The following is a 19,206-nucleotide window of genomic DNA, read 5'->3' on the forward strand; positions in this document are numbered from 1 at the left end:
CCGCCCGGCCGGCGGCGGCCGGCGGGGCGGGACGGACGGGATCAGACCCGCAGGAAGCGGCGGAGCGAGAGGCCCGAGCCGGCGGCCGCGACGGCGATGCTCGCGAGCACGAGGAGCGCGACGAGCGGGCCGAACTGGATCATGTCCGGGCGCGAGATCAGGTTGGCGACGCCCTCGAGCTGGTTGAGGATCGTGACCTTGGCCAGGCCCAGCATCACGATCGCCACGCCGCCGCCGATCGCGCCGAGGATCAGGCCCTCGAGCACGAACGGCCAGCGGATGAAGGAGTCGGTCGCGCCGACGAGCTTCATCACCTCGACCTCGCGGCGGCGGGAGAAGAGCGACAGGCGGATCGTGTTCGAGATCAGCAGGATCGACGCGACGATCAGCAGCAGGCCGAGGGCGCCGAGCGAGAGCTTGACCGCGCCGGTGATCTTCACGATCTTCCCGGCCTCGTTCTTCGACTGCTTCGTCGACCCGATCTTGCTGTCCACGAACGTGGCCTTGCCCGACGCGCCCGGCTTCTGCAGCGACGCCACGATCGCGGCGCCGTTGCGGGCGTCGTCCGGGGTCACGCGGAACGTGTCCGGCAGCGGGTTGACCTTGCCGAGCAGCTCGTAGGCCTCGGGGTTCTGCCGCTTCTGCTCGGCGTACGCCTGGGCCTTCGACACGTACTGGACGCTCTTGACGTGCGGCGTGTCGTTCTGCAGGCGGGCCTGGACGCGCTGGACGTCGGCCTTCGTCGCGTTCGTCTTCATGAAGACGTTGACCTGGATGCGGTCGCGGACGTCGGCGGCGGCGCCGTTGGCCAGCTGCACCGCCGGGATGAAGATGCCGAGCACGAGGGTCGTGATCAGCACCGCCATCAGGGCGGCGAAGCTCGGGATCGGATTGCGGCCGATCGAGCGGAGGGCTTCCTTGAGGAAGAAGGTGACGCGGTTCATCGTGGTCCTGGGTCGCAGGCGGTCGCGGGCGCGGGCGCGCTACTCGCTGAACGCCTCGTCGAAGAGGTCGGAGGCCTCGCTCGGCCGCTTGGCCCGCTGCGGGGCGGGCGCCGGCTCGCCGCGCAGCAGCGCGCCGAACTCGGCGGTCGACTCGCTGGACGCCTGGCTGTAGCCGCCGGCGACCTCGTCGCGGACGATCCGGCCGCCCTGCAGCTCGATCACGCGGCGGCGCATGCGGTTGACCATGCCCTCGTCGTGGGTCGCGACGAGCACCGTCGTCCCGGTCTTGTTGATCCGGTAGAGCAGCTGCATGATCCCGATCGTCGTGTCGGGGTCCAGGTTGCCCGTCGGCTCGTCGGCGAGCAGCAGCGGCGGGTGGTTGACGAACGCTCGCGCCACGGAGACGCGCTGCTGCTCGCCGCCCGACAGCTGGTGCGGGTAGTTGTGGAGCTTCGTCGACAGGCCGGTCAGGCGCAGGATGTCGGGCACCTGGCGGCGGATCTGCTTGCGCGAGGCGCCCGTCACCTGCAGCGCGTACGCGACGTTGTCGTGCACGGTGCGGTTGGGCAGCAGCTTGAAGTCCTGGAAGACCACGCCGAGGTTGCGCCGGTAGAACGGCACCTTCTTGCGCGTGATCTCGGACAGGTCGCGCCCCGCGACGCGGATCACGCCGGCGTCGGGCTCCATCTCCTTGAGCAGGAGCTTCATGAGCGTCGACTTGCCCGCGCCGGTCTGGCCGACGAGGAAGACGAAGTCCCCCCGGTGCACGGAGAACGACACGTCGCGTACGCCCGCGCTCGTGCGGTCGTACGCCTTCGTGACGTGCTGGAAGTCGATGACCGCGTCCGGGTGCGTCGGACGCGCGACGACGCGGTCGACGGCGGGGCGGTCCGCCCGGCGGGTGCGGGCGTTGGGGCGGGTGCGGGCCATACGTCAGCCAGAGTTGCACCGCGGGGCCTCGGTTCCTGCATGGTTCTGTGCACTGCAACGGCGCTTGCGGCGCCCGTCGGCGCCGCTCCGCCCCACGGCGGAACGTCCGCCGGGCAGGGCGCGGCGGGGGCGGCGCGCTACGGTCGTCGGGATGCCGCAGATCACCTCCACCGTCGCCCCCAACGGCCTGCCGATCCACCGGATCGCGATGCCCGGCACCCGGACGCTGACGGCCCTCGTGGCCTTCGACGCGGGCGCCCGGGCCGAGCGCGAGGAGGAGAACGGCATCGCCCACTTCCTCGAGCACCTCGTGTTCAAGGGCGGCGAGACGTACGACCACTACCGCAAGGTCAACGAGACGGCCGAGCGGATGGGCGGCGTGCTCAACGCCTTCACGTCGCACTCCATGGTCGCGTTCCACATCACGGTGCGCGCCGAGGCCGCCGCCGAGGCGCTCGACCTGCTCACGGACTTCGCGGGCCGCCCCAAGCTCGACGCCGACGAGCTCGACAAGGAGCGCGGCGTCGTCATCCAGGAGATCGCCCGCTACCACGACCAGCCGTCGGCGCTGGCCGAGCAGCTGCTGGACCGGGCGACGTTCGGCGACCACCCGCTCGGCCGCACGGTGCTCGGGCCGGCCGACCACCTGCGCACCTTCACCCGCGACCAGGTCGTCGCGTTCCGCGAGCGCCGCTGGTCGGGCCGGACGGGCGGCGCGTTCCTGGTCGGCGCCGTCGACCACCTGCCCGACGACGCCGCGCTCGGCGAGCTCTTCGCGCGCTTCCCCGACCTCGAGCACGACGCCGGCGGCGTCGAGCCCGCCCCCGCCCCGCGCACGGACGTGGTGGTCGAGGAGCGCGACACGAACCAGTCGCACCTGCGCGTCGCGTACCGCCCGGACGTCGACGCGGCGGACCCGGCGACGCGCGCGGCGCTGCAGATCTACGGCACCCTGCTCGGCGGCTCGATGGGCTCGCGCCTGTTCGACGAGATCCGCGAGCAGCGCGGCCTGGCCTACTCCGTCTCCGCGGGCGCGTGGTCGCTGGGCGACACGTCGCAGCTGCAGCTCTCGGCCGGACTGGACTCGACGAAGTGCCTGGAGGCGTACGGCCGCATGCGCGAGATCGTGGCCGAGCTGCACGAGGACGGGCCGACGGCCGAGGAGGTCGAGCGCGCCCGCGCCTACTCCGCCGGACGCCTGGTCCTCGCCTTCGAGAACAGCGGCGCCGTCGCCCGCCACGCCGCCAGCCAGGCCATCGTCCACGGCGAGGGCTTCGACACGGACGAGGCGGTCGCCCGCCTGGACGCCGTCACCCTGGACGACGTCCGCGAGGTCGCCCGCCGCATCGACCCGAACGAGGCGTCCGTCGCCTGCGTGGGGCCGCACGGCGAGGGCGACTTCGGCTGGAGCCGCTAGGCGCCGCCGCCGCGGCGGCGGTCCGCCGCGCGGCCGTCGCGGGTTCGCCGTCCTGGCCCCCGGCCTTCGAGGCCCTGACGACCGCAGGAGCCCGGCGGCCCGCCGGGCGCGCGGCCCCGCGTGCCGCGGGACCGCGCCGGGGCGGCTACTCGCCGCCGAGGGGCGCGTTCTCGTCGCGCCCGACCTGGATCATCCGCTCGATCGGCAGCTGCGCGCGCTGCGCGACGTCGTCGGGCACCTTCACGACGGTGCGCCCGTACTTCAGGCAGTCGCGCACCTTCGGCAGGGTGATCATCTTCATGTAGCCGCACGCCGCGCTGGCGTTCGCCGGCACGAAGTCGACGTCCGGGGCCGCCTGGCGCAGCGGATGCAGCATCCCCGTCTCGGTCGCGACGATCGTCGTGCGCCGCCCCGAGGCCTTCGCCCGCGTCTCCTGCTCGTGCGCGTAGTCGAGCATCCCGCCCGTCGACAGCATGTGCACGCCCGACGCGTCGACGTCGCCCGCGGCGACGTACTCCATCGCCTGCGTCGAGCAGCCGCACTCGGGGTGGATCAGGAACTCGGCGTCGGGGTGCTCGGCCCGCACGCGGTCGATGTCCGCCGGGCGGATGCCGGCGTGCACGTGGCACTCGCCGTCCCACACGCGGAAGGTCCCCGTGTACGTGGGCTCGCCCGCGGCGGGCTTCGCGATCTCCTTCGCCACGTACGAGCCGAGGAACATGTCGGGCCCGAAGAGGATCTCGGTGTCCGGCCCGTGCTCGCGGATGATCCGCCGCACGACGGGGACGGCGTTCGACGACGTGACGCAGTAGTCCGTCAGCGCCTTCACGTCGGCGGTCGTGTTGACGTACATCACGGTGATCGCGCCGGGGTGCTTGTCCTGCCAGCCGCGCAGCTGCTCCGCGGTGATGGAGTCGGCGAGCGAGCAGCCGGCGTCGACGTCCGGGATCAGGACCGTCTTCTCGGGCGAGAGCACCGACGCGGACTCGGCCATGAAGTGCACGCCGCAGAAGACGATCGTCTGCGCGTCCGTCTTCGCCGCCTCGATCGACAGGCCCAGGGAGTCGCCGACGACGTCGGCCACGTCCTGCACCTCGGGCAGCTGGTAGTTGTGGGCGAGGATGACGGCGTGCTTCTCCGCCGCCAGCGCGCGGATCTCCTCGCGCAGCGCCTGCAGGTCCTCGGGCGAAGGGGCCGGCACGCCGGCGCGGACGGGGTCGTCCGCCATCGGCAGCGGGATGGTCACGAGCGGGGCTCCAGGATCAACGACAGGTCGAGCACCGGCGCCGAGTGCGTCAGGGCGCCGGAGGAGATGAAGTCTACGCCGGTCCGCGCGATCGCCTCGACGGTCCCCAGCGAGACGTTGCCGGACGCCTCGAGCGGCACCCGTCCGGCGGCGCGGGCCACGGCCTCGCGCAGGTCGTCGTGGCTCATGTTGTCGAGCAGGACGCGGAAGCGCTCCAGGCCCAGCTCGGCGGCCGTCGCGAGCGCGACGTCCACCTCGTCCAGGTCCTGGCACTCCACGACGAGCGGCAGGTCGGGGCGGAGCGCGTGGGCGGCGCGGACGGCCGGGCCGACGCCACCGGCCATCGCGGCGTGGTTCTCCTTGATCAGGATCTCGTCGAAGAGCCCGATGCGGTGGTTGGCTCCGCCCCCGGTGACGACGGCGCGCTTCTCGAGCAGCCGCATGCCCGGGGTGGTCTTGCGCGTGTCGAGGATCGTCGCGCCCGTCCCGGCGACCGCGTCGACGTAGCGGCGGGTCATCGTCGCGACGCCCGACAGGCGGCCGACGATGTTCAGCGCGGTGCGCTCGACGGCCAGGATCGAGCGGGCGGACCCCTCGAGCGCCAGCACCGGCCCGCGCTCGCGCCACACGCCCTCCTCCGTCAGCGGCTCGACGGTCAGGCCCGGGTCGACCGCCGCGGCCACCGCCGCGAACGCGTCCAGGCCCGCGATGACGCCGGGCGCCTTCTGGGTGACCGTGGCGGTGCCCGCGAGCGCCTCGGGCACCGTCGCCTGGGCGGTCACGTCCCCCGCGTCGCCCAGGTCCTCCGCGAGGGCGCGGGCGACGAGGTCGTAAAGGGCGGCGGTCGGGTCGAGCGCGGACATCCCGACGCAGGATAGGCGGGGGCGCGCCCGGGCCGTGGCCCCCGCCCCGGGCCTAGAGCCCCATGACCTTGGCGATGATGTTGCGCTGGATGTCGTTCGTGCCGCCGAAGATCGTCGACACCATCGCGTGCGAGATCTGGTGGCTCACCGCGTACTCCTTGGCGTAGCCGTAGCCGCCGTGGATCTTGAACGCGTCGCGGACGACCCGCTCGGCCGTCTCCGTCGCGTAGATCTTCGCCATCGACGCCTCGCGCGGGAACAGCGCGGTCGGGTCGCGGTCGACGTCGGCGGCGACCTTGTAGACGAGGAGGCGGGCGAGCTCGACCTGCGTCGCCATGTCGACGAGCCGGTGCTGCTGCACCTGGAACGAGCCGATCGGGCGGCCGAACTGGCGGCGCTCCTTCGCGTACGCCAGCGCGTCGCCCAGGGCCTGCTCGGCCTGGCCGAGCCCGAGCGCGGCGATGATCAGGCGCTCGGTGTTGAGCCCGGCCATGAGCTGCAGCCAGCCGTTGCCCGGCTCGCCGAGCACGGCGTCGTCGGGCGCGAAGACGTCGTCGAGGTAGACGTAGTTGACCTCGCGGTAGCCGCCGATCGTGTCGATCCCGTCGACGCGCACGCCCTCGGCCTGCGGGTCGACCCAGATCATGCACAGGCCCTCGTGCTTGGGGGCGGGCGGGTTCCCAGTCGTCGCCGCGTCGCGGCAGACGACGAGGATGCGGTCGGCGATGTGGGCGTTCGAGATCCACACCTTCACGCCGTTGAGCACCCAGCCGCCGTCGACCTTGCGCGCCGACGTCGTGAGCGCGGCGACGTCGGAGCCGGCCTCGGGCTCGGACATCGCGATCGCCTCGGCGCCGCCGCGGGCGACGTTGCCCAGCACGAGCGCCTGCTGCTCGGGCGTGCCGAACTTCTGCACCGCGCCGGCCACGATGAGCGACACGGGGTACGCGCTGATCGGCGCGCGGGCCTTCATGAGCTCCTCGAGCAGGATCATCTCCTCGACGACGCCGGCCCCGCCCCCGCCCAGGTCCTCGGCGATGCTGGGCCCGAGCAGCCCCGCCTCGCCCAGCGTCGCGGCGAGCGCGGGGCTGTGCCCCACGGTGCCGCCCTGCGTGTGCTGCTCGTGCTTCTCGGTCGAGCCGATCTCGCGCGCGAACGTGTCGCGCAGGGCCTCGCGGTACGCCTGCTGCTCGTCGGTGAACGTGAAGTCGATGGCCATCGGGGGCTCCGGGGTCGGGTCGGTCGCGCCGCGCGGGAGGGCGCGGGGCGGGATCGCCGCGGAGCCTACCGCGATCCTGGCTGGCTGGCCAGCCGAGAGGCGGCGAAAGGAACGCCGCGCCCGAGGACGCGGCGTCGTGGCCGGCGCGGAGCTCGCCGCCCGCTACTCGCTGGCGCTGCCGGCGGCCTCGGTCTGGCCGGCCTGCTGGAGCAGCCAGGCGCGCACGAAGTCGTCGAGCGCGCCGTCGAGCACGAGCTGCACGTTGCCCGTCTCCACGCCCGTGCGCAGGTCCTTGACCATCGTGTACGGGTTGAGGACGTAGGAGCGGATCTGCGAGCCCCAGCCCACGTCCTGGGCCTCGCCCTTCTCCTTCGCGATCTCCTCCTGCCGCTCGCGCTCCTTCTGCTCCACGATCTTCGCGTAGAGCATCTTCATCGCCGTCTCCTTGTTCGCGGTCTGCGAACGCTCCTGCTGGCAGGCGACGACGATGCCGGTGGGCGCGTGCGTCAGGCGCACGGCGGAGTCGGTCTTGTTGACGTGCTGGCCCCCGGCACCGGACGCGCGGTACGTGTCGACGCGCAGGTCCTCGTCGCGGATCTCGATGTCGCCGATCTCCTCGACGACGGGCGCGACCTCGAGGCCGGCGAACGCGGTCTGGCGACGCCCCTGCGAGTCGAAGGGCGAGATGCGGACGAGGCGGTGCACGCCGCGCTCGGCGCCGAACAGCCCGTAGGCGTGGTCGCCCTGCGCGCGGAACGTGGCCGACTTGATGCCCGCCTGCTCGCCCGCGGACGCCTCGAGCAGGTCGACCTTGAAGCCGCGGGCCTCCGCCCACTTCATCTCCATGCGCAGGACCATCTCGGCCCAGTCCTGGGCGTCCGTGCCGCCGGCGCCCGCGTTGACGGTCACGAGGGCGTCGCCCGCGTCGTAGGGGCCGGTGAAGAGCCGCTCCTCCTCCAGCCCGGCCAGGCGCTCCTCGACGGAGTCGAGCTGCTCGGCGAGCTCGGCGGCCAGGTCGTCGTCCTCCTCGGCGAGCTCGAGCAGGCCCTCGAGGTCGTCCAGGTCGGACGCGAGCTGGTCGTGCACCTGGAGCTTGCGCGTCGCGCGCGCGTGCTCCGTGTTGACCTTCGCGGCGTTCGTCTGGTCGTCCCAGAAGCCGGCGGCCCCCATGTCGGTCTCGAGCTCGGCCACGCGGGCGCGGAGCTCGGTCGGCCGCAAGTGCGGCTCCAGGTCGGCGAACCGCCCGCGGGCGGCGGCGATGCGTTCGGGGGCGTTCTCGGGGACGGCCATTCGTCCTCCGACGCTAGCACCAGGGCGGGCGGGGCGGTCCGGCCGGAACGGGGCGCGCCGGCCGCGGCGGGGCGGCTACGGACGGCCGGGGCCGGCGGTGGTGACGCGGCCGCCACCCAGCTCGGCGCGGCGCTCGGGCGCGCGCTCGGCCGCGACGTCCGTCCGCAGCAGGCCGTACACGTCGACGTCGCGGCGGGTCTCGGGGCCCATCCGGTCGATGACGCTCCCCCGGAGCGTCCCCTCGTGCACGAAGCCGGCCTTCTCGGCGACGACGCGGGACGGCGTGTTGGCCTCCCAGATGCGCAGCTCGACCCGCTCCAGGCCCAGCGGCCCGAGCGCCCACCGCGAGAGCATCCGCAGCGCGACGGTGGCGATCCCGCGGCCCCGGTACGCCGGAGTCACCCAGTAGCCGATCTCGCCGGCGCGGTTGCGCCAGTCCATGCGCAGCACGCCGATCGCGCCGATCAGCTGGCCGGAGTCGGCGCCGGCGATCCCGAGCTCGACCGCCTCGCCCGACTTCTCGCGCGTGCGCATCCCCGCGATCCAGCCCCGGGCGTCGGACTCGCGGTACGGCGACGGCACGCGCGTCCAGCGCTGGATGTCCTCGTCCTGGCAGGCCTCGGTGATCGCGGGCACGTCGGCCCCGCGCAGCGCGCGCAGCAGCACGCCCTCGGCGCGCAGCGGCGGGCTCGGTGGACGCAGGGCGGGCATGCCCCGAGGATAGGGCCCCGTGGGGCGGACGCCCCGGACGGTCGACCGGCGGGGCCGGTCGGCCGTCCGGGGGATCGACGCCCGGGGGATCGACGCCCGGGGCGGCTCAGACGCGCCCGGGCGCGCCGTGGCACTTCTTGTACTTGCGCCCCGACCCGCACCAGCACAGGTCGTTGCGGCCCAGCTGGTCCCGCTCCGAGACGACGCGCTGCTGGACGATCTGGCCCTCGGCCGGCTCGTCGCCGTTGTCGTACGCCGCGAGCGCCGCGCCGTCGACGTCCCCCGCGGCGATCTGCTCGAGCGACGCCGGCGCCGTGCCGGACCCGCCGGAGTAGTTCAGCTCGCCCCCGTCGGCCGGGCCGGACGCCGGCTGCAGGTTGGGGTCCTCGACCTCGACCTGGACGTTGAAGACCATCTGGGCGAAGTCGTTCCAGATCGACGCCATGAGGTCCTGGAACAGGTCGTACGCCTCGTTCTTGTAGGCGACGATCGGCTCGATCTGGGCGTACCCGCGCAGGTGGATGCCCTCGCGCAGGTAGTCCATGTCGTACAGGTGCTCGCGCCAGCGCTGGTCGATGATCGACAGCAGCAGGTAGCGCTCGACCTGGCGCATCAGCTCGTCGCCGAGCTCGCCCTCGCGCCGGTCGTAGGCGGCGATCGCGTCGTCGTGGAGGATGCGGTGCAGCTCGTCGCGGTCCGTGCTGTCCGGGTCGATGTCGGCACGCTCGAGCGTGACGGGCCAGAGCGCGCGCAGCGCGACGAGCAGGCCGTCGACGTCCCACGCCTCGAAGTCGTCCGCCGGCAGGTAGTCGTCGAGCGAGCGGGAGATGACGTTGCCGATCTCCTCCTTCGCGTCGTCGCTCATGTCGCGACCCTCGAGGATCTGGTCGCGGTAGGCGTAGACGACGCGACGCTGCTCGTTGATGACGTCGTCGTACTCGAGGACGCGCTTGCGGACGAGGAAGTTGCGCTCCTCCACGGTGCGCTGCGCCTTCTCGATCTGCTTCGACAGCATGCCGGCCGAGATCGGCAGCTCGTTGCCGTCGTCGTCGACGGCCTGGAAGCGGTCGAGGATCTTGTAGATCCGGTCGCCGGCGAAGATGCGGACCAGGTCGTCCTGCGCCGAGAGGAAGAAGCGCGACTCGCCGGGGTCGCCCTGGCGGCCGGCGCGACCGCGCAGCTGGTTGTCGATGCGGCGGGACTCGTGGCGCTCCGTGCCGCAGATGAACAGGCCGCCCGCCTCGAGCACGACCTCGCGGTCCGCCTCGCACTGCTCGCGCATCGCGGGCAGGCGCTCGGCGAAGCGCTCGTCGTACCCCTCGTCGCCGGGCTGCAGGCCCTCCTTGCGCAGCTCCTTGCGCAGGAGGTGCTCCGGGTCGCCGCCGAGCTTGATGTCGACGCCGCGGCCGGCCATGTTGGTGGCGATCGTCACGGCGCCGGAGCGGCCGGCCTCGGCGACGATCTCGCCCTCGGACGCGGCGTGCTCGGGCTTGGCGTTCAGCACCGTGTGCGCGATGCCCGCGCGGTGGAAGAGCGCGGAGAGCAACTCGGACACCTCGACGGACACCGTGCCGACGAGCACCGGCTGCCGGCGGGCGTGCCGCTCGACGACCTCGCGGGTCACGGCGGCCCACTTGCCGTCCTTCGTCTTGAAGACGTCGTCGTTGTGGTCGACGCGCTGGACGGGGCGGTTCGTCGGGATCGGGACGACGCCGAGCTTGTAGATCTTCTGGAACTCGTTGGCCTCGGTCAGGGCCGTGCCCGTCATGCCGGCGAGCTTGTCGTACATGCGGAAGTAGTTCTGCAGCGTGACGGTCGCGAGGGTCTGGTTCTCCTCCTGGATCGCCACGCCCTCCTTCGCCTCGACCGCCTGGTGCAGGCCCTCGGACCAGCGGCGGCCCTCGAGGATGCGCCCCGTGTGCTCGTCGATGATCGCCACCTCGCCGTCGATGACGGCGTAGTCCTTGTCGCGCTTGTAAAGCGACTCGGCCTTCAGGGACTGGTGCAGGTGGTTGACCAGGTGGCCGTTCTCGGCGCGGTACAGGTGGTCGATGCCGAGGAAGCGCTCGGCCTTCTCGACGCCGCGCTCCGTGACCGCCACGGTCTTGTGCTTCTCGTCGAACTCGTAGTCGAAGTCCGCGACGAACTCCTTCTTCGCGCGCGGGTCCATGCCCTCGGGGCGCTTGCCCGCGACCATCGTGCGCGCGAGCTTCGCGAACGTCACGTACAGGTCGGCCGCCTTCTCGGGGGCGCCCGAGATGATCAGCGGCGTCCGCGCCTCGTCGATGAGGATGTTGTCGACCTCGTCGACGATCGCGAAGTTGTGCATCGCGATCGGCTTCTCGGTGCCGTCCGCGGCCGTGCTCATCCGGCCGCCGTGCTGCACCTTCTCCTCGAGCGACTGCGCCATGTTGTCGCGCAGGTAGTCGAAGCCGAACTCGGAGTTCGTCCCGTACGTGATGTCGGCGGCGTAGGCGGCGCGCTTGTCCTCGTACGCCTGCATGTTCTGCAGCACGCCGACGGACAGGCCGAGCGCGTTGTACAGGCGCGCCATCCACTCGGCGTCGCGCTTCGCGAGGTAGTCGTTGACCGTGACGACGTGGACGCCCCGGCCCGAGAGCGCGTTGAGCGCCACCGCGAGCGTCGCGGTGAGCGTCTTGCCCTCGCCGGTGCGCATCTCGGCGATGGACCCGCCGTGCAGGACCTGGGCGCCGATGAGCTGGACGTCGAAGTGCCGCATCCCCAGGACGCGCTTGCTCATCTCGCGCGTGACCGCGAACACCTCGGGCAGCATCTCGTCCAGGTCGCGGCCGCCCTCGGCCTCGACGCGCAGGTCCGCGAAGCGCTGGCGCAGGTCGTCGTCCGAGCTGAGCTCGAGCTCCGGCTCGAACGCGTTGATGCGCCCCACGCGCTTCTCGTACTCGCGCAGCAGCTTGCCCTCGCCGATGCTCAGCGCGCGAGAAAGAATGCCCATGCGGGTCAGCGTATCAACGGCCCCAGCCCGTTCGGGACGCGTCGCGGACCTTTACCCGGCGGTTACGAACGGGGCCGTGGCCACGCGCAGGAACACCGTTTCCTGCGGCGGCCGGGGCGCCCCGGCGAGGGGCGCCCCGGCGGGCGGGCCGGCCGGAGGCCGGCGGGGCGTCGCACCGCCCGCGCACGGCGGGCGGGACGCCCGGGCGCCGCGCGACGTGCGCGGCGCCCGGCGACGGGATCAGGCGGGCGGCGCGGCCCCTTCCGCCTGGGCACGCTGCATCTGGACGGTCCGACGGGCGTCGCGACGGTGGCGACGCTGGACGCGGTGGCGCTTGACCTGCCGCGAGAGCTCCTGCTCGACGAGATGGATGGCGTGCTCCATGCCGCGACTCGCGTCGTCGGCCCGGAGCGTCACCCCCTTCAGGCGCAACGTGGCGGTGGCGCGGAACGGCTCGGCGATCGCCGGGTTCCTCGCCTCCGAGAGCTCGATCTCGAGCTCAGCGAGCTCCGAGACCTGGGCATCGACCTTTCGGAAGCGGCGCGCGATGCACTCGCGCACCTCCTCAGTGATCGGGTAGTTGCGACCCTTCACTTCGATCCGCATGGCGCTCCTTTTCGGTGTTGGGGTCCAGCGGTAACGCGACGGTAACAGCCCCGATATGGCGTGGCAAGACCCGCCGGGCGTCCGTGCGGACAACGTGCTATGGCCAAGTGGCGAACCGCCCGTCCCCATCGGGGAGAACCCCGGTCGGGCGACCACCGCGACGCGCGCCCGGACGCCTCAGCTCTCGTCGTCGGCGGCCACGTCGACCGGCCCCGCGGCCTCGTCGAACGGCTCGAGCGCGCCGAGGAGCTCGCCGACGCGGCAGACGAGGAGCCGCTCCTCGTCCACGTCGATCCAGGTGCCGGCGGCGGCGGGGAACACGACGTGGTCGCCCGGCTTGACCGGCATCCGGACGCCGGCCTGCTGCCACCAGTCCAGGCCGGGACCGACCGCCAGCACGATCCCGTGCTGCGGCGGCGGCTCGTGCGAGCCGGGCGGGACGAGCAGCCCGGAGCGGCGCACGCGGTCCGGCTCGAGCTCCTTGATGACGACGCGGTCGAAGAGGGGACGCAGCTGCTGCTTCATCGCTGGGCCGAACGGTAGACGGTCTCCCCCGCGCGCTCAGCGCAGGGCCCGGGTGGCCGTGAGCGCGACGACGCGCTGCGCGCCCGCCGCCCGCAGCGCGTCCGCCGACGCCGCCAGCGTCGCACCCGTCGTGTGCACGTCGTCGACGAGCAGGACGACGGCCGGGACCGGCCCCGCGACGATCGGCGGAGGGAGCGTCAGCCGCGCCGTGCGTCCCCGGGCGTGCTGCGCGGGCGCGGACCGCCGCCGCACGAGCAGCGGCGCCACCGGGGCGTCGAGCGCCCGGCCGACGGCGTCGGCGACGAGCCGGGCGTGGTCCTCCCCCCGCCGCCGGCGGCGGGCCGGGTCGGCGGCCGCGGGGACGACGACCTCCACGCCCGCGAGCAGGCCCGCGGGGGCGCGGGCCGTCATCGCCGCCGCCAGCCACGGCGCGACCCTCCGGGCGGCCCGGGCCTTCGCGGCCAGCACGAGCGCCCGGGCCGCCCCCTCGTGGGCGAGCGGGGCCCAGGCGCCGGCCAGCGCCGTCCGCGCGGCCGGACAGCGTCCCTGCGCGCACGGCCGGGGCAGGCCGCAGCGCGGGCAGCCGTCGACGGGCAGCCACGGCAGCGCGCGCCGGCAGGCGTCGCAGAGCGGCGCGCCGGCGCGCGCCGGACCCCGGCAGTGCAGGCAGCGCTCGGGGACGAGCGCGGCGGCGACCAGATCGACGATGCGCGCCATCGCCGGATCGTCGCCCGGCGGGGCGGATCGGGAGAAGGCCCGGAGTGCGACAATCCCGAGTCGTGTCACCGCCGATCTCGTGGGGGCTCGAGCTCCCGCCCACGATCCTCGCGATCATCCTGTGGGCCGTCTACGTCCGCCGCTGGATCACCGTGCGGCGCTCGGGGGACCGCGCGAACGCCTCCGTCTGGCGGCTCGTCTCCTGGGTCTCGGGCGGCCTCGTGCTCGTCGTGGCGCAGGGCAACCCCATCGACGGGCTGGGCGACCACCTGCTCGTGATGCACATGACCCAGCACCTGCTGCTGCTGGACGTCATGCCGCTGCTGCTGCTGTTCGGGCTCAACCGCGTGATCATGCGCCCGATCACGCGCCGCGTGCTCTGGATCGAGCAGCGGATCGGCTTCATCGCCCACCCGCTCTTCGGCCTGGCCGCGTACACGCTGGGCATGTACGTGTGGCACATCCCGGCGCTGTACGACGCCGCGTCGCGCCACGACACGGTGCACCTCTTCGAGCACATGACCTTCACCGGCGTGGGCTTCCTCTACTGGTGGCACCTGCTGCGCCCGATCCCGGGGCGCGAGCGGATGACCGCGATGGGCCCCATGGGCTACATGGGCGTGACGAAGGTGACCGTCGGGCTGCTCGGGATGGCGCTGACCTTCGCCCCCAAGGCGCTGTACGGCTTCTACGCGGACCAGCCCGCGTACTGGGGGCTCTCCCCCGTCGCCGATCAGGCGATGGCCGGCGCCCTCATGGCCACGGAGCAGGTGCTGATCATGGGCGTCGCGTTCGGCGTCCTCTTCATCCGCGGCCTGCGCGAGGCGGAGCAGCAGGCGCAGCGCGAGGAGCGCCTGCTCGACCGCGCGGAGGCCGCCGAGGCGGACGCGCGCGCGGCGCGCGACACGGCCTTCATGGCCGGCGGCCACCGCTAGGCGTCGGCCCCGCCAGACGGGGCGCCGGACGGGCGGTCCCGGCCGGCCGCCGGGACCGCGGCCGCCGGGACCGTGGGCGGCGGCCCCAGGCCGCGACGGCGCTAGACGCCGACGCGGGAGGAGGCGCGCGGGCGCAGCGCCTCGACGATCCCGGTCTGCCCGGTGATCGCCTCGATCAGGATCGTCTTCGGAGCGATCTGCGTGCCCGGCAGGACGATGGAGCGCTTGATCGCGGCGCCCTCGCCGACGACGACGTTGTCGCCCAGGACGAGGGGCCCCTGCAGACGGACGCCCGCACCGATCGTGACGTTCGTGCCGACCCACACCGGGCCCTCGACGAGCTCCGCCGCGTCGAGCGAGGAGCCCTCCCCGACCATGATCGCGTCCGGCCCGGCGCCGGGCAGCGCCTCGAGGTGCAGCTGGCCGCTCAGCGCGTCGAAGGTGCCGTTGCGCAGCTCGTCGAGCGAGCCGACGTCGTTCCAGTACTCCTCCATGCGGTGGATGTGGAACGGCACGTCGTTCTCGAGCAGGCGCGGGAAGACGTCGTGCGCCCAGTCGACGAACGGCTCGTCGGGGAAGTAGTCGAAGATCTCCGGGGAGAACAGGTAGATGCCGCAGTTGGCCAGGTCGGACAGCGCCTCGTCGGGGTCCGGCTTCTCCTGGAACCCCGTGATGCGCCCGTCGGCGTCGTGGAGGACCACGCCGTACTCCGACGTGTCGGTCACCTGCTTGACGCAGAGCGTCGCGACGCCCCCGGACTGCTTGTGGCGCGCGACGAGCGCGGAGACGTCCAGGTCGGTGAGCGCGTCGCCCGAGATGACGAGGAACGCCTCGTCGCCGAAGAAGGCGCGGACGTTGCGGACGCCGCCGGCGGTGCCCAGCAGCTCCTCCTCGTACTCGTACGTCAGCTCGTCGCCGAAGTAGTCGCGGATCGTGTCCGGGAAGTAGTGGAGGTTCGCCACGATCCGGTCGATCCCGTGGCGGTGCAGCAGGTCCAGGGTGTGCGCCATGGCCGGGCGGTCCAGGAGCGGCACCATCGGCTTCGGCAGCTCGAAGGTGAGCGGTCGGAGGCGCGTTCCGAGACCGGCGGCGAGGACCATTGCGGGCAGCACCCGCGCAACGCTACCGCACCCCCATCACGGGGCGCGGACCGCCGCCGGCCCGGCGCCGGGGCGGCCGTCCCGGCGCGGACGCGGCCTCAGGCCTCCGCGGCGAGGGCCGCGCGCAGGCGCTCGACGGCGGCGACGGGACCGGGGTCCACGCCGCGCAGGACGGCCAGGTAGATCGAGACGAGGTCGCCCAGCAGCACGAGCGAGAGCACCCGCTCGACGGCCGTGCCCCCGCACGACTCCACGCGGTGCACGCCCGCGGCGCGGTCGCGGATGACCTCGGCCGTCAGCTCGGCGCGGCGGACCAGCCGCGGGTGCTGGTCGCAGTCCTCGAGCAGCACCGCGGAGAACGGCGCCACGTCGGGCGCGCCGCCCCAGCCCACGACCTCGTTGTGGTCGAGCTCCGGCAGCTCGCTCCAGAACGCGGGCGACTCGGCGTTCTCGTTGACCTGGCACTTCCAGCGGTAGGCGACGGGGGCCGTGATCCCCATGCCCATGAAGACGGGGACCGTGCCGTGCAGCGCGCGGGCCAGCGTCTTCGCGCGGCTGTCGTCGTCGGCGCCGGGGCCCCACTCCCCCGCCAGCCGGTCGAGGGCCTCGGCCGCGACGTCCAGCTCGGCGCGCAAGGAGGGCCCGACGCCGCACGCCGCGGCGGCCTCGAGCACCGCGACGAGCATGTAGCCGACCGCGGCACGGGGCTGCAGCCCGCCGGCGACCGGGATGACCGGCACGTCCTCGCTGCGGGCCAGGCGGCCGAGCTCGCCGCCAGAGGTCACGACGACGCGGCGGGCGCCGATGACGCCGGCGGCCTCGAAGCACGCCAGGGCCTCCTCCGTGTCGCCGCTGTAGGACGCGCAGAGGACCGTCGTGTCCGCCGTGGTCCACGACGGCAGCTCGTAGCCGCGGGCCGACAGGACGGGCCGCGCGGCCTGGTCGCCGAGCGCCGCGCGGGCCAGGACCCCGCCGATCGCCGAGGCGCCGACGCCGGCGACGACGAGGCCGCCCGGGCTGTCCCAGGTGCCCAGGTTCGCCGACTCCGCCTTCCACATCGCGTCGCGCAGGTGGTCGCCGAGCGCGAGGGCGTCGGCCATCTGGTCGCTCGCGTCGACCGCGGAGACCGCGGCGACGTCGAGGCTGGTGGTGTCGGGCATGGCGATCCTCCGCTGGGGTGGCAGGGCGGGACGCGGGGCGGCGACGCCGCACCGCGCGGTCAGAAGCGCAGCGTATCCGCGGGCAGGGTCGCGGCGGGCGAGACCCGGGCTCCGCGGGCCAGCACGTTGCCGCTCCCGACCCGCGCGCCGTCGCCGATCATCGCGTGCTCGCTGACGCTCGCGTCGCGCTCGACGTGGGCGCCGGCGCCGACGATGCAGTCGCGCAGCCGCACGCCGTCGTCCACCCGGGCGCCGTCCAGCACGACGGCGTTCTCGAGGATCACGTCGCGGCCGACGACGACGTCGCGGCCGACGACCGTCCCGGCCCCCACCGTGGAGCGCGGCCCGACGTTCGCGCCCTCCTCGACGAGCGCCGCGTGCGAGACGACGACCCCGTCGGCGACGTGCGCGCCGGCGTGCACGGGACCGGCCCCGAGCCGCTCGAGCACGCGCGTCTGGACGCGCCCGGCGAGGATGTCGGCGGTGCCCTCGAGGTACCGCTCCGGCGTGCCGATGTCCATCCAGTAGCGGCCCCGGTGCACGCAGCCGTACAGGCCGTTGTCGACGAGCCGGGGCCAGACCTCGCGCTCGATCGAGACCATGCGGCCGGCGGGGATCAGGTCGAGGACGTCGCGTTCGAGGACGTACACGCCGGCCGAGATCAGGTCCGTGTCGATCTCCTCCGGATCCGGCTTCTCGAGGAACCCGTCGACCCGGTCGTCCGCGTGCAGGCGGACCAGCCCGTACGCCGACGGGTCCTCGACGGGCACCAGCCCGAGCGTCCCCACGGCCCCGGTGCGCTCGTGCTGGGCGATCTGGGCGCTCAGGTCGACGTCGGTCAGCACGTCGCCGTTGAGCATCACGAAGCGCCCGTCCAGGTGCGGCTCGGCCAGCTTGAGCGCGCCCGCCGTCCCGCGAGGCTCGGGCTCCTGCACCCAGGTCAGCCGAACGCCGAAGCGCGAGCCGTCGCCGAGCTCCTCGACCATCGAGTCCGCCAGGAAGCCGCAGCACATCACGACGTCCTCGATCCCGTGCGAGGCGACCCACTCGAGCATGTAGGCCATGAAGGGCCGGTCGACGAGCGGGACGATCGGCTTGGGTCGGTGCTGCGTGAGCGGGCGGAGGCGGGTGCCCTTCCCGCCCACCAGGATGACGGCCTGCACGGGCTAGGCGGTCGTGGCGGCCGCCGCCGGGAGCTGGGCGGGACGCCCGATGCCCTCGTAGCGCAGCCCGGCGGCCGCGGCCTTCGCGCCGTCGAGGGCGTTGCGGCCGTCCACGAGCACGTCGCCCGCCATCGTCTCGCGCAGCGCCGCCAGGTCGAGGTCGCGGAACTCCTGCCACTCCGTCACGAGCACGACGGCGTCCGCGTCCTTGGCGGCGCCGAGCGGGTCGTCGCTGATCTCGACGCCGCGCAGCATCGGCCGCGCCACCTCGGCGGCGATCGGGTCGTGCGCGACGACGGTCGCCCCGGCGGCCTGCAGGCGGGCGGCGAGCACGAGGGACGACGCCTCGCGCATGTCGTCGGTGTTCGGCTTGAACGCCAGGCCGAGCAGCGCGATGCGCTTGCCGACGAGCGTGCCCAGGTGCTTCTCGAGCTTGCCGATGACGCGGCGCTTCTGCAGCTCGTTGACCTCGATGACCGAGTTGAGCAGCTGGAAGTGGTAGCCCGAGTTGCCGGCGAGCTGCTTCAGGGCCGTGACGTCCTTCGGGAAGCACGAGCCGCCGAAGCCGATGCCGGCCTTCAGGAACTTGGGCCCGATGCGCTCGTCCAGGCCCATGCCGCGGGCGACCTCGAGCACGTCGGCGCCCGTCTCCTCGCAGACGTTGGCGATCTCGTTGATGAACGAGATCTTCGTGGCCAGGAACGCGTTGCTGGCGAGCTTGACCATCTCGGCCGACGCGATGTCGGTGCGGACGAGCTCGCCGAGCGGCGCCTCGGGGCCCTGGCCGCCGTGCTCGGCGTTCAGGAGCGGGCGGTAGAGCTCGACGACGGCGTCGCCGGCCCAGTCGCCGTCGTCGCCGACCACGACGCGATCGGGGCGCAGGAAGTCGGCGACCGCCGTGCCCTCCTTGAGGAACTCGGGGCAGGAGACGTAGCGGAAGCCGCCCTTGCCCTGCTGCTCGAACGTGCGCTTGATGGCCGCGCCCGTGCCGACCGGCACGGTCGACTTCATCACCAGGGCGTGCTGGTCGGACGCGGGCATCGCGGCGACGACGGCGTGCACGGCGGAGAGGTCGGCGTCGCCGGAGTACGTGGGCGGGGTGCCGACGGCGACGAAGAGCAGGCGCGCCCGCTCGAGCGCGACCGCGATGTCGGTGGTGAACGTCAGGCGCTCGCGGTTCTTCTCGAGCAGCTCGGTGAGCCCGGGCTCGTAGATCGGGATCTCGCCCCGCTCGAGGCGCGCGATCTTCTCGGCGTCGATGTCGACGCAGACGACGTCGCTGCCGAGCTCGGCGAAGCCGACCGCGGTGACGAGGCCGACGTAGCCGGTGCCGATGACGCCGATGGGCTCACGATCTGCAGCCATAAGACCCGTGAGGCTACACCGCCGCGCCGACGAGCCGCCCC

At 73.4% G+C, this 19,206-nt stretch carries 17 protein-coding genes; 2 read left to right on the forward strand and 15 right to left on the reverse strand.

Annotated features, from left to right (window positions below):
* Positions 1-41 precede the first annotated feature (41 nt).
* Positions 42-944: a permease-like cell division protein FtsX gene (locus J3P29_RS13625; protein ID WP_210494029.1), complete on the reverse strand. Its 903-nt coding sequence runs from the start codon at positions 942-944 to the stop codon at positions 42-44.
* 39 nt (positions 945-983) lie between these two features.
* A complete protein-coding gene (ftsE, locus tag J3P29_RS13630; protein ID WP_210494030.1) occupies positions 984-1,874 on the reverse strand; it encodes a cell division ATP-binding protein FtsE in 891 nt (296 codons plus the stop codon).
* 151 nt (positions 1,875-2,025) lie between these two features.
* Here ftsE and J3P29_RS13635 point away from each other — a divergent pair, with 151 nt between their 5' ends.
* A complete protein-coding gene (locus J3P29_RS13635; RefSeq protein WP_210494032.1) occupies positions 2,026-3,291 on the forward strand; it encodes a pitrilysin family protein in 1,266 nt (421 codons plus the stop codon).
* A gap of 145 nt (positions 3,292-3,436) precedes the next feature.
* On the opposite strand, the gene nadA is transcribed toward J3P29_RS13635, so the two are convergent.
* From nadA to J3P29_RS13680, 9 genes are all read right to left on the reverse strand, one after another.
* Positions 3,437-4,519 carry a quinolinate synthase NadA gene (gene nadA, locus J3P29_RS13640; RefSeq protein ID WP_210495082.1) on the reverse strand — a complete coding sequence of 361 codons (1,083 nt, stop codon included), beginning with the start codon at positions 4,517-4,519 and terminating at the stop codon, positions 3,437-3,439.
* Positions 4,520-4,533: 14 nt separating this feature from the next.
* A complete protein-coding gene (gene nadC, locus J3P29_RS13645; protein ID WP_210494033.1) occupies positions 4,534-5,400 on the reverse strand; it encodes a carboxylating nicotinate-nucleotide diphosphorylase in 867 nt (288 codons plus the stop codon).
* A gap of 52 nt (positions 5,401-5,452) precedes the next feature.
* Positions 5,453-6,619: an acyl-CoA dehydrogenase family protein gene (locus tag J3P29_RS13650; RefSeq protein ID WP_210494034.1), complete on the reverse strand. Its 1,167-nt coding sequence runs from the start codon at positions 6,617-6,619 to the stop codon at positions 5,453-5,455.
* 162 nt (positions 6,620-6,781) lie between these two features.
* Positions 6,782-7,909 carry a peptide chain release factor 2 gene (gene prfB / locus J3P29_RS13655; protein ID WP_210494036.1) on the reverse strand — a complete coding sequence of 376 codons (1,128 nt, stop codon included), beginning with the start codon at positions 7,907-7,909 and terminating at the stop codon, positions 6,782-6,784.
* A 75-nt stretch (positions 7,910-7,984) separates the two neighbouring features.
* Positions 7,985-8,620 carry a GNAT family N-acetyltransferase gene (locus J3P29_RS13660; protein WP_210494037.1) on the reverse strand — a complete coding sequence of 212 codons (636 nt, stop codon included), beginning with the start codon at positions 8,618-8,620 and terminating at the stop codon, positions 7,985-7,987.
* Between the two features lie 106 nt (positions 8,621-8,726).
* On the reverse strand, positions 8,727-11,594 hold the full coding sequence (gene secA, locus J3P29_RS13665) for a preprotein translocase subunit SecA (RefSeq protein WP_210494038.1): 2,868 nt from the start codon (positions 11,592-11,594) through the stop codon (positions 8,727-8,729).
* A gap of 240 nt (positions 11,595-11,834) precedes the next feature.
* Complete coding sequence (gene raiA / locus J3P29_RS13670; RefSeq protein ID WP_210494039.1) at positions 11,835-12,200, reverse strand: ribosome-associated translation inhibitor RaiA; 366 nt, start codon at positions 12,198-12,200, stop codon at positions 11,835-11,837.
* A 177-nt stretch (positions 12,201-12,377) separates the two neighbouring features.
* A complete protein-coding gene (locus J3P29_RS13675) occupies positions 12,378-12,725 on the reverse strand; it encodes a co-chaperone GroES family protein (protein WP_210494040.1) in 348 nt (115 codons plus the stop codon).
* A gap of 36 nt (positions 12,726-12,761) precedes the next feature.
* Positions 12,762-13,442 carry a double zinc ribbon domain-containing protein gene (locus tag J3P29_RS13680; RefSeq protein WP_210494042.1) on the reverse strand — a complete coding sequence of 227 codons (681 nt, stop codon included), beginning with the start codon at positions 13,440-13,442 and terminating at the stop codon, positions 12,762-12,764.
* A 62-nt stretch (positions 13,443-13,504) separates the two neighbouring features.
* Here J3P29_RS13680 and J3P29_RS13685 point away from each other — a divergent pair, with 62 nt between their 5' ends.
* Positions 13,505-14,377, forward strand: coding sequence for a cytochrome c oxidase assembly protein (locus J3P29_RS13685; RefSeq protein ID WP_349239843.1), 873 nt, complete (start codon positions 13,505-13,507; stop codon positions 14,375-14,377).
* 101 nt (positions 14,378-14,478) lie between these two features.
* Here the strand turns inward: J3P29_RS13685 and J3P29_RS13690 are convergent, their stop codons facing one another.
* The 4 genes from J3P29_RS13690 to J3P29_RS13705 form a co-directional block, all read right to left on the reverse strand.
* Entirely contained in the window at positions 14,479-15,489 is a 1,011-nt protein-coding gene (locus J3P29_RS13690) for an NDP-sugar synthase (RefSeq protein ID WP_349239844.1), read from the reverse strand.
* 86 nt (positions 15,490-15,575) lie between these two features.
* On the reverse strand, positions 15,576-16,637 hold the full coding sequence (locus tag J3P29_RS13695) for a bifunctional phosphoglucose/phosphomannose isomerase (protein WP_210494043.1): 1,062 nt from the start codon (positions 16,635-16,637) through the stop codon (positions 15,576-15,578).
* A gap of 59 nt (positions 16,638-16,696) precedes the next feature.
* On the reverse strand, positions 16,697-17,800 hold the full coding sequence (locus J3P29_RS13700) for an NDP-sugar synthase (RefSeq protein ID WP_210494044.1): 1,104 nt from the start codon (positions 17,798-17,800) through the stop codon (positions 16,697-16,699).
* Between the two features lie 3 nt (positions 17,801-17,803).
* The gene (locus J3P29_RS13705; protein ID WP_210494045.1) at positions 17,804-19,165 is read right to left on the reverse strand and encodes a UDP-glucose/GDP-mannose dehydrogenase family protein; all 1,362 of its coding nucleotides are present in this window, start codon (positions 19,163-19,165) and stop codon (positions 17,804-17,806) included.
* Positions 19,166-19,206: the final 41 nt, after the last annotated feature.

The sequence above is a fragment of the Patulibacter sp. SYSU D01012 genome, assembly GCF_017916475.1.
Lineage (GTDB): Bacteria > Actinomycetota > Thermoleophilia > Solirubrobacterales > Solirubrobacteraceae > Patulibacter.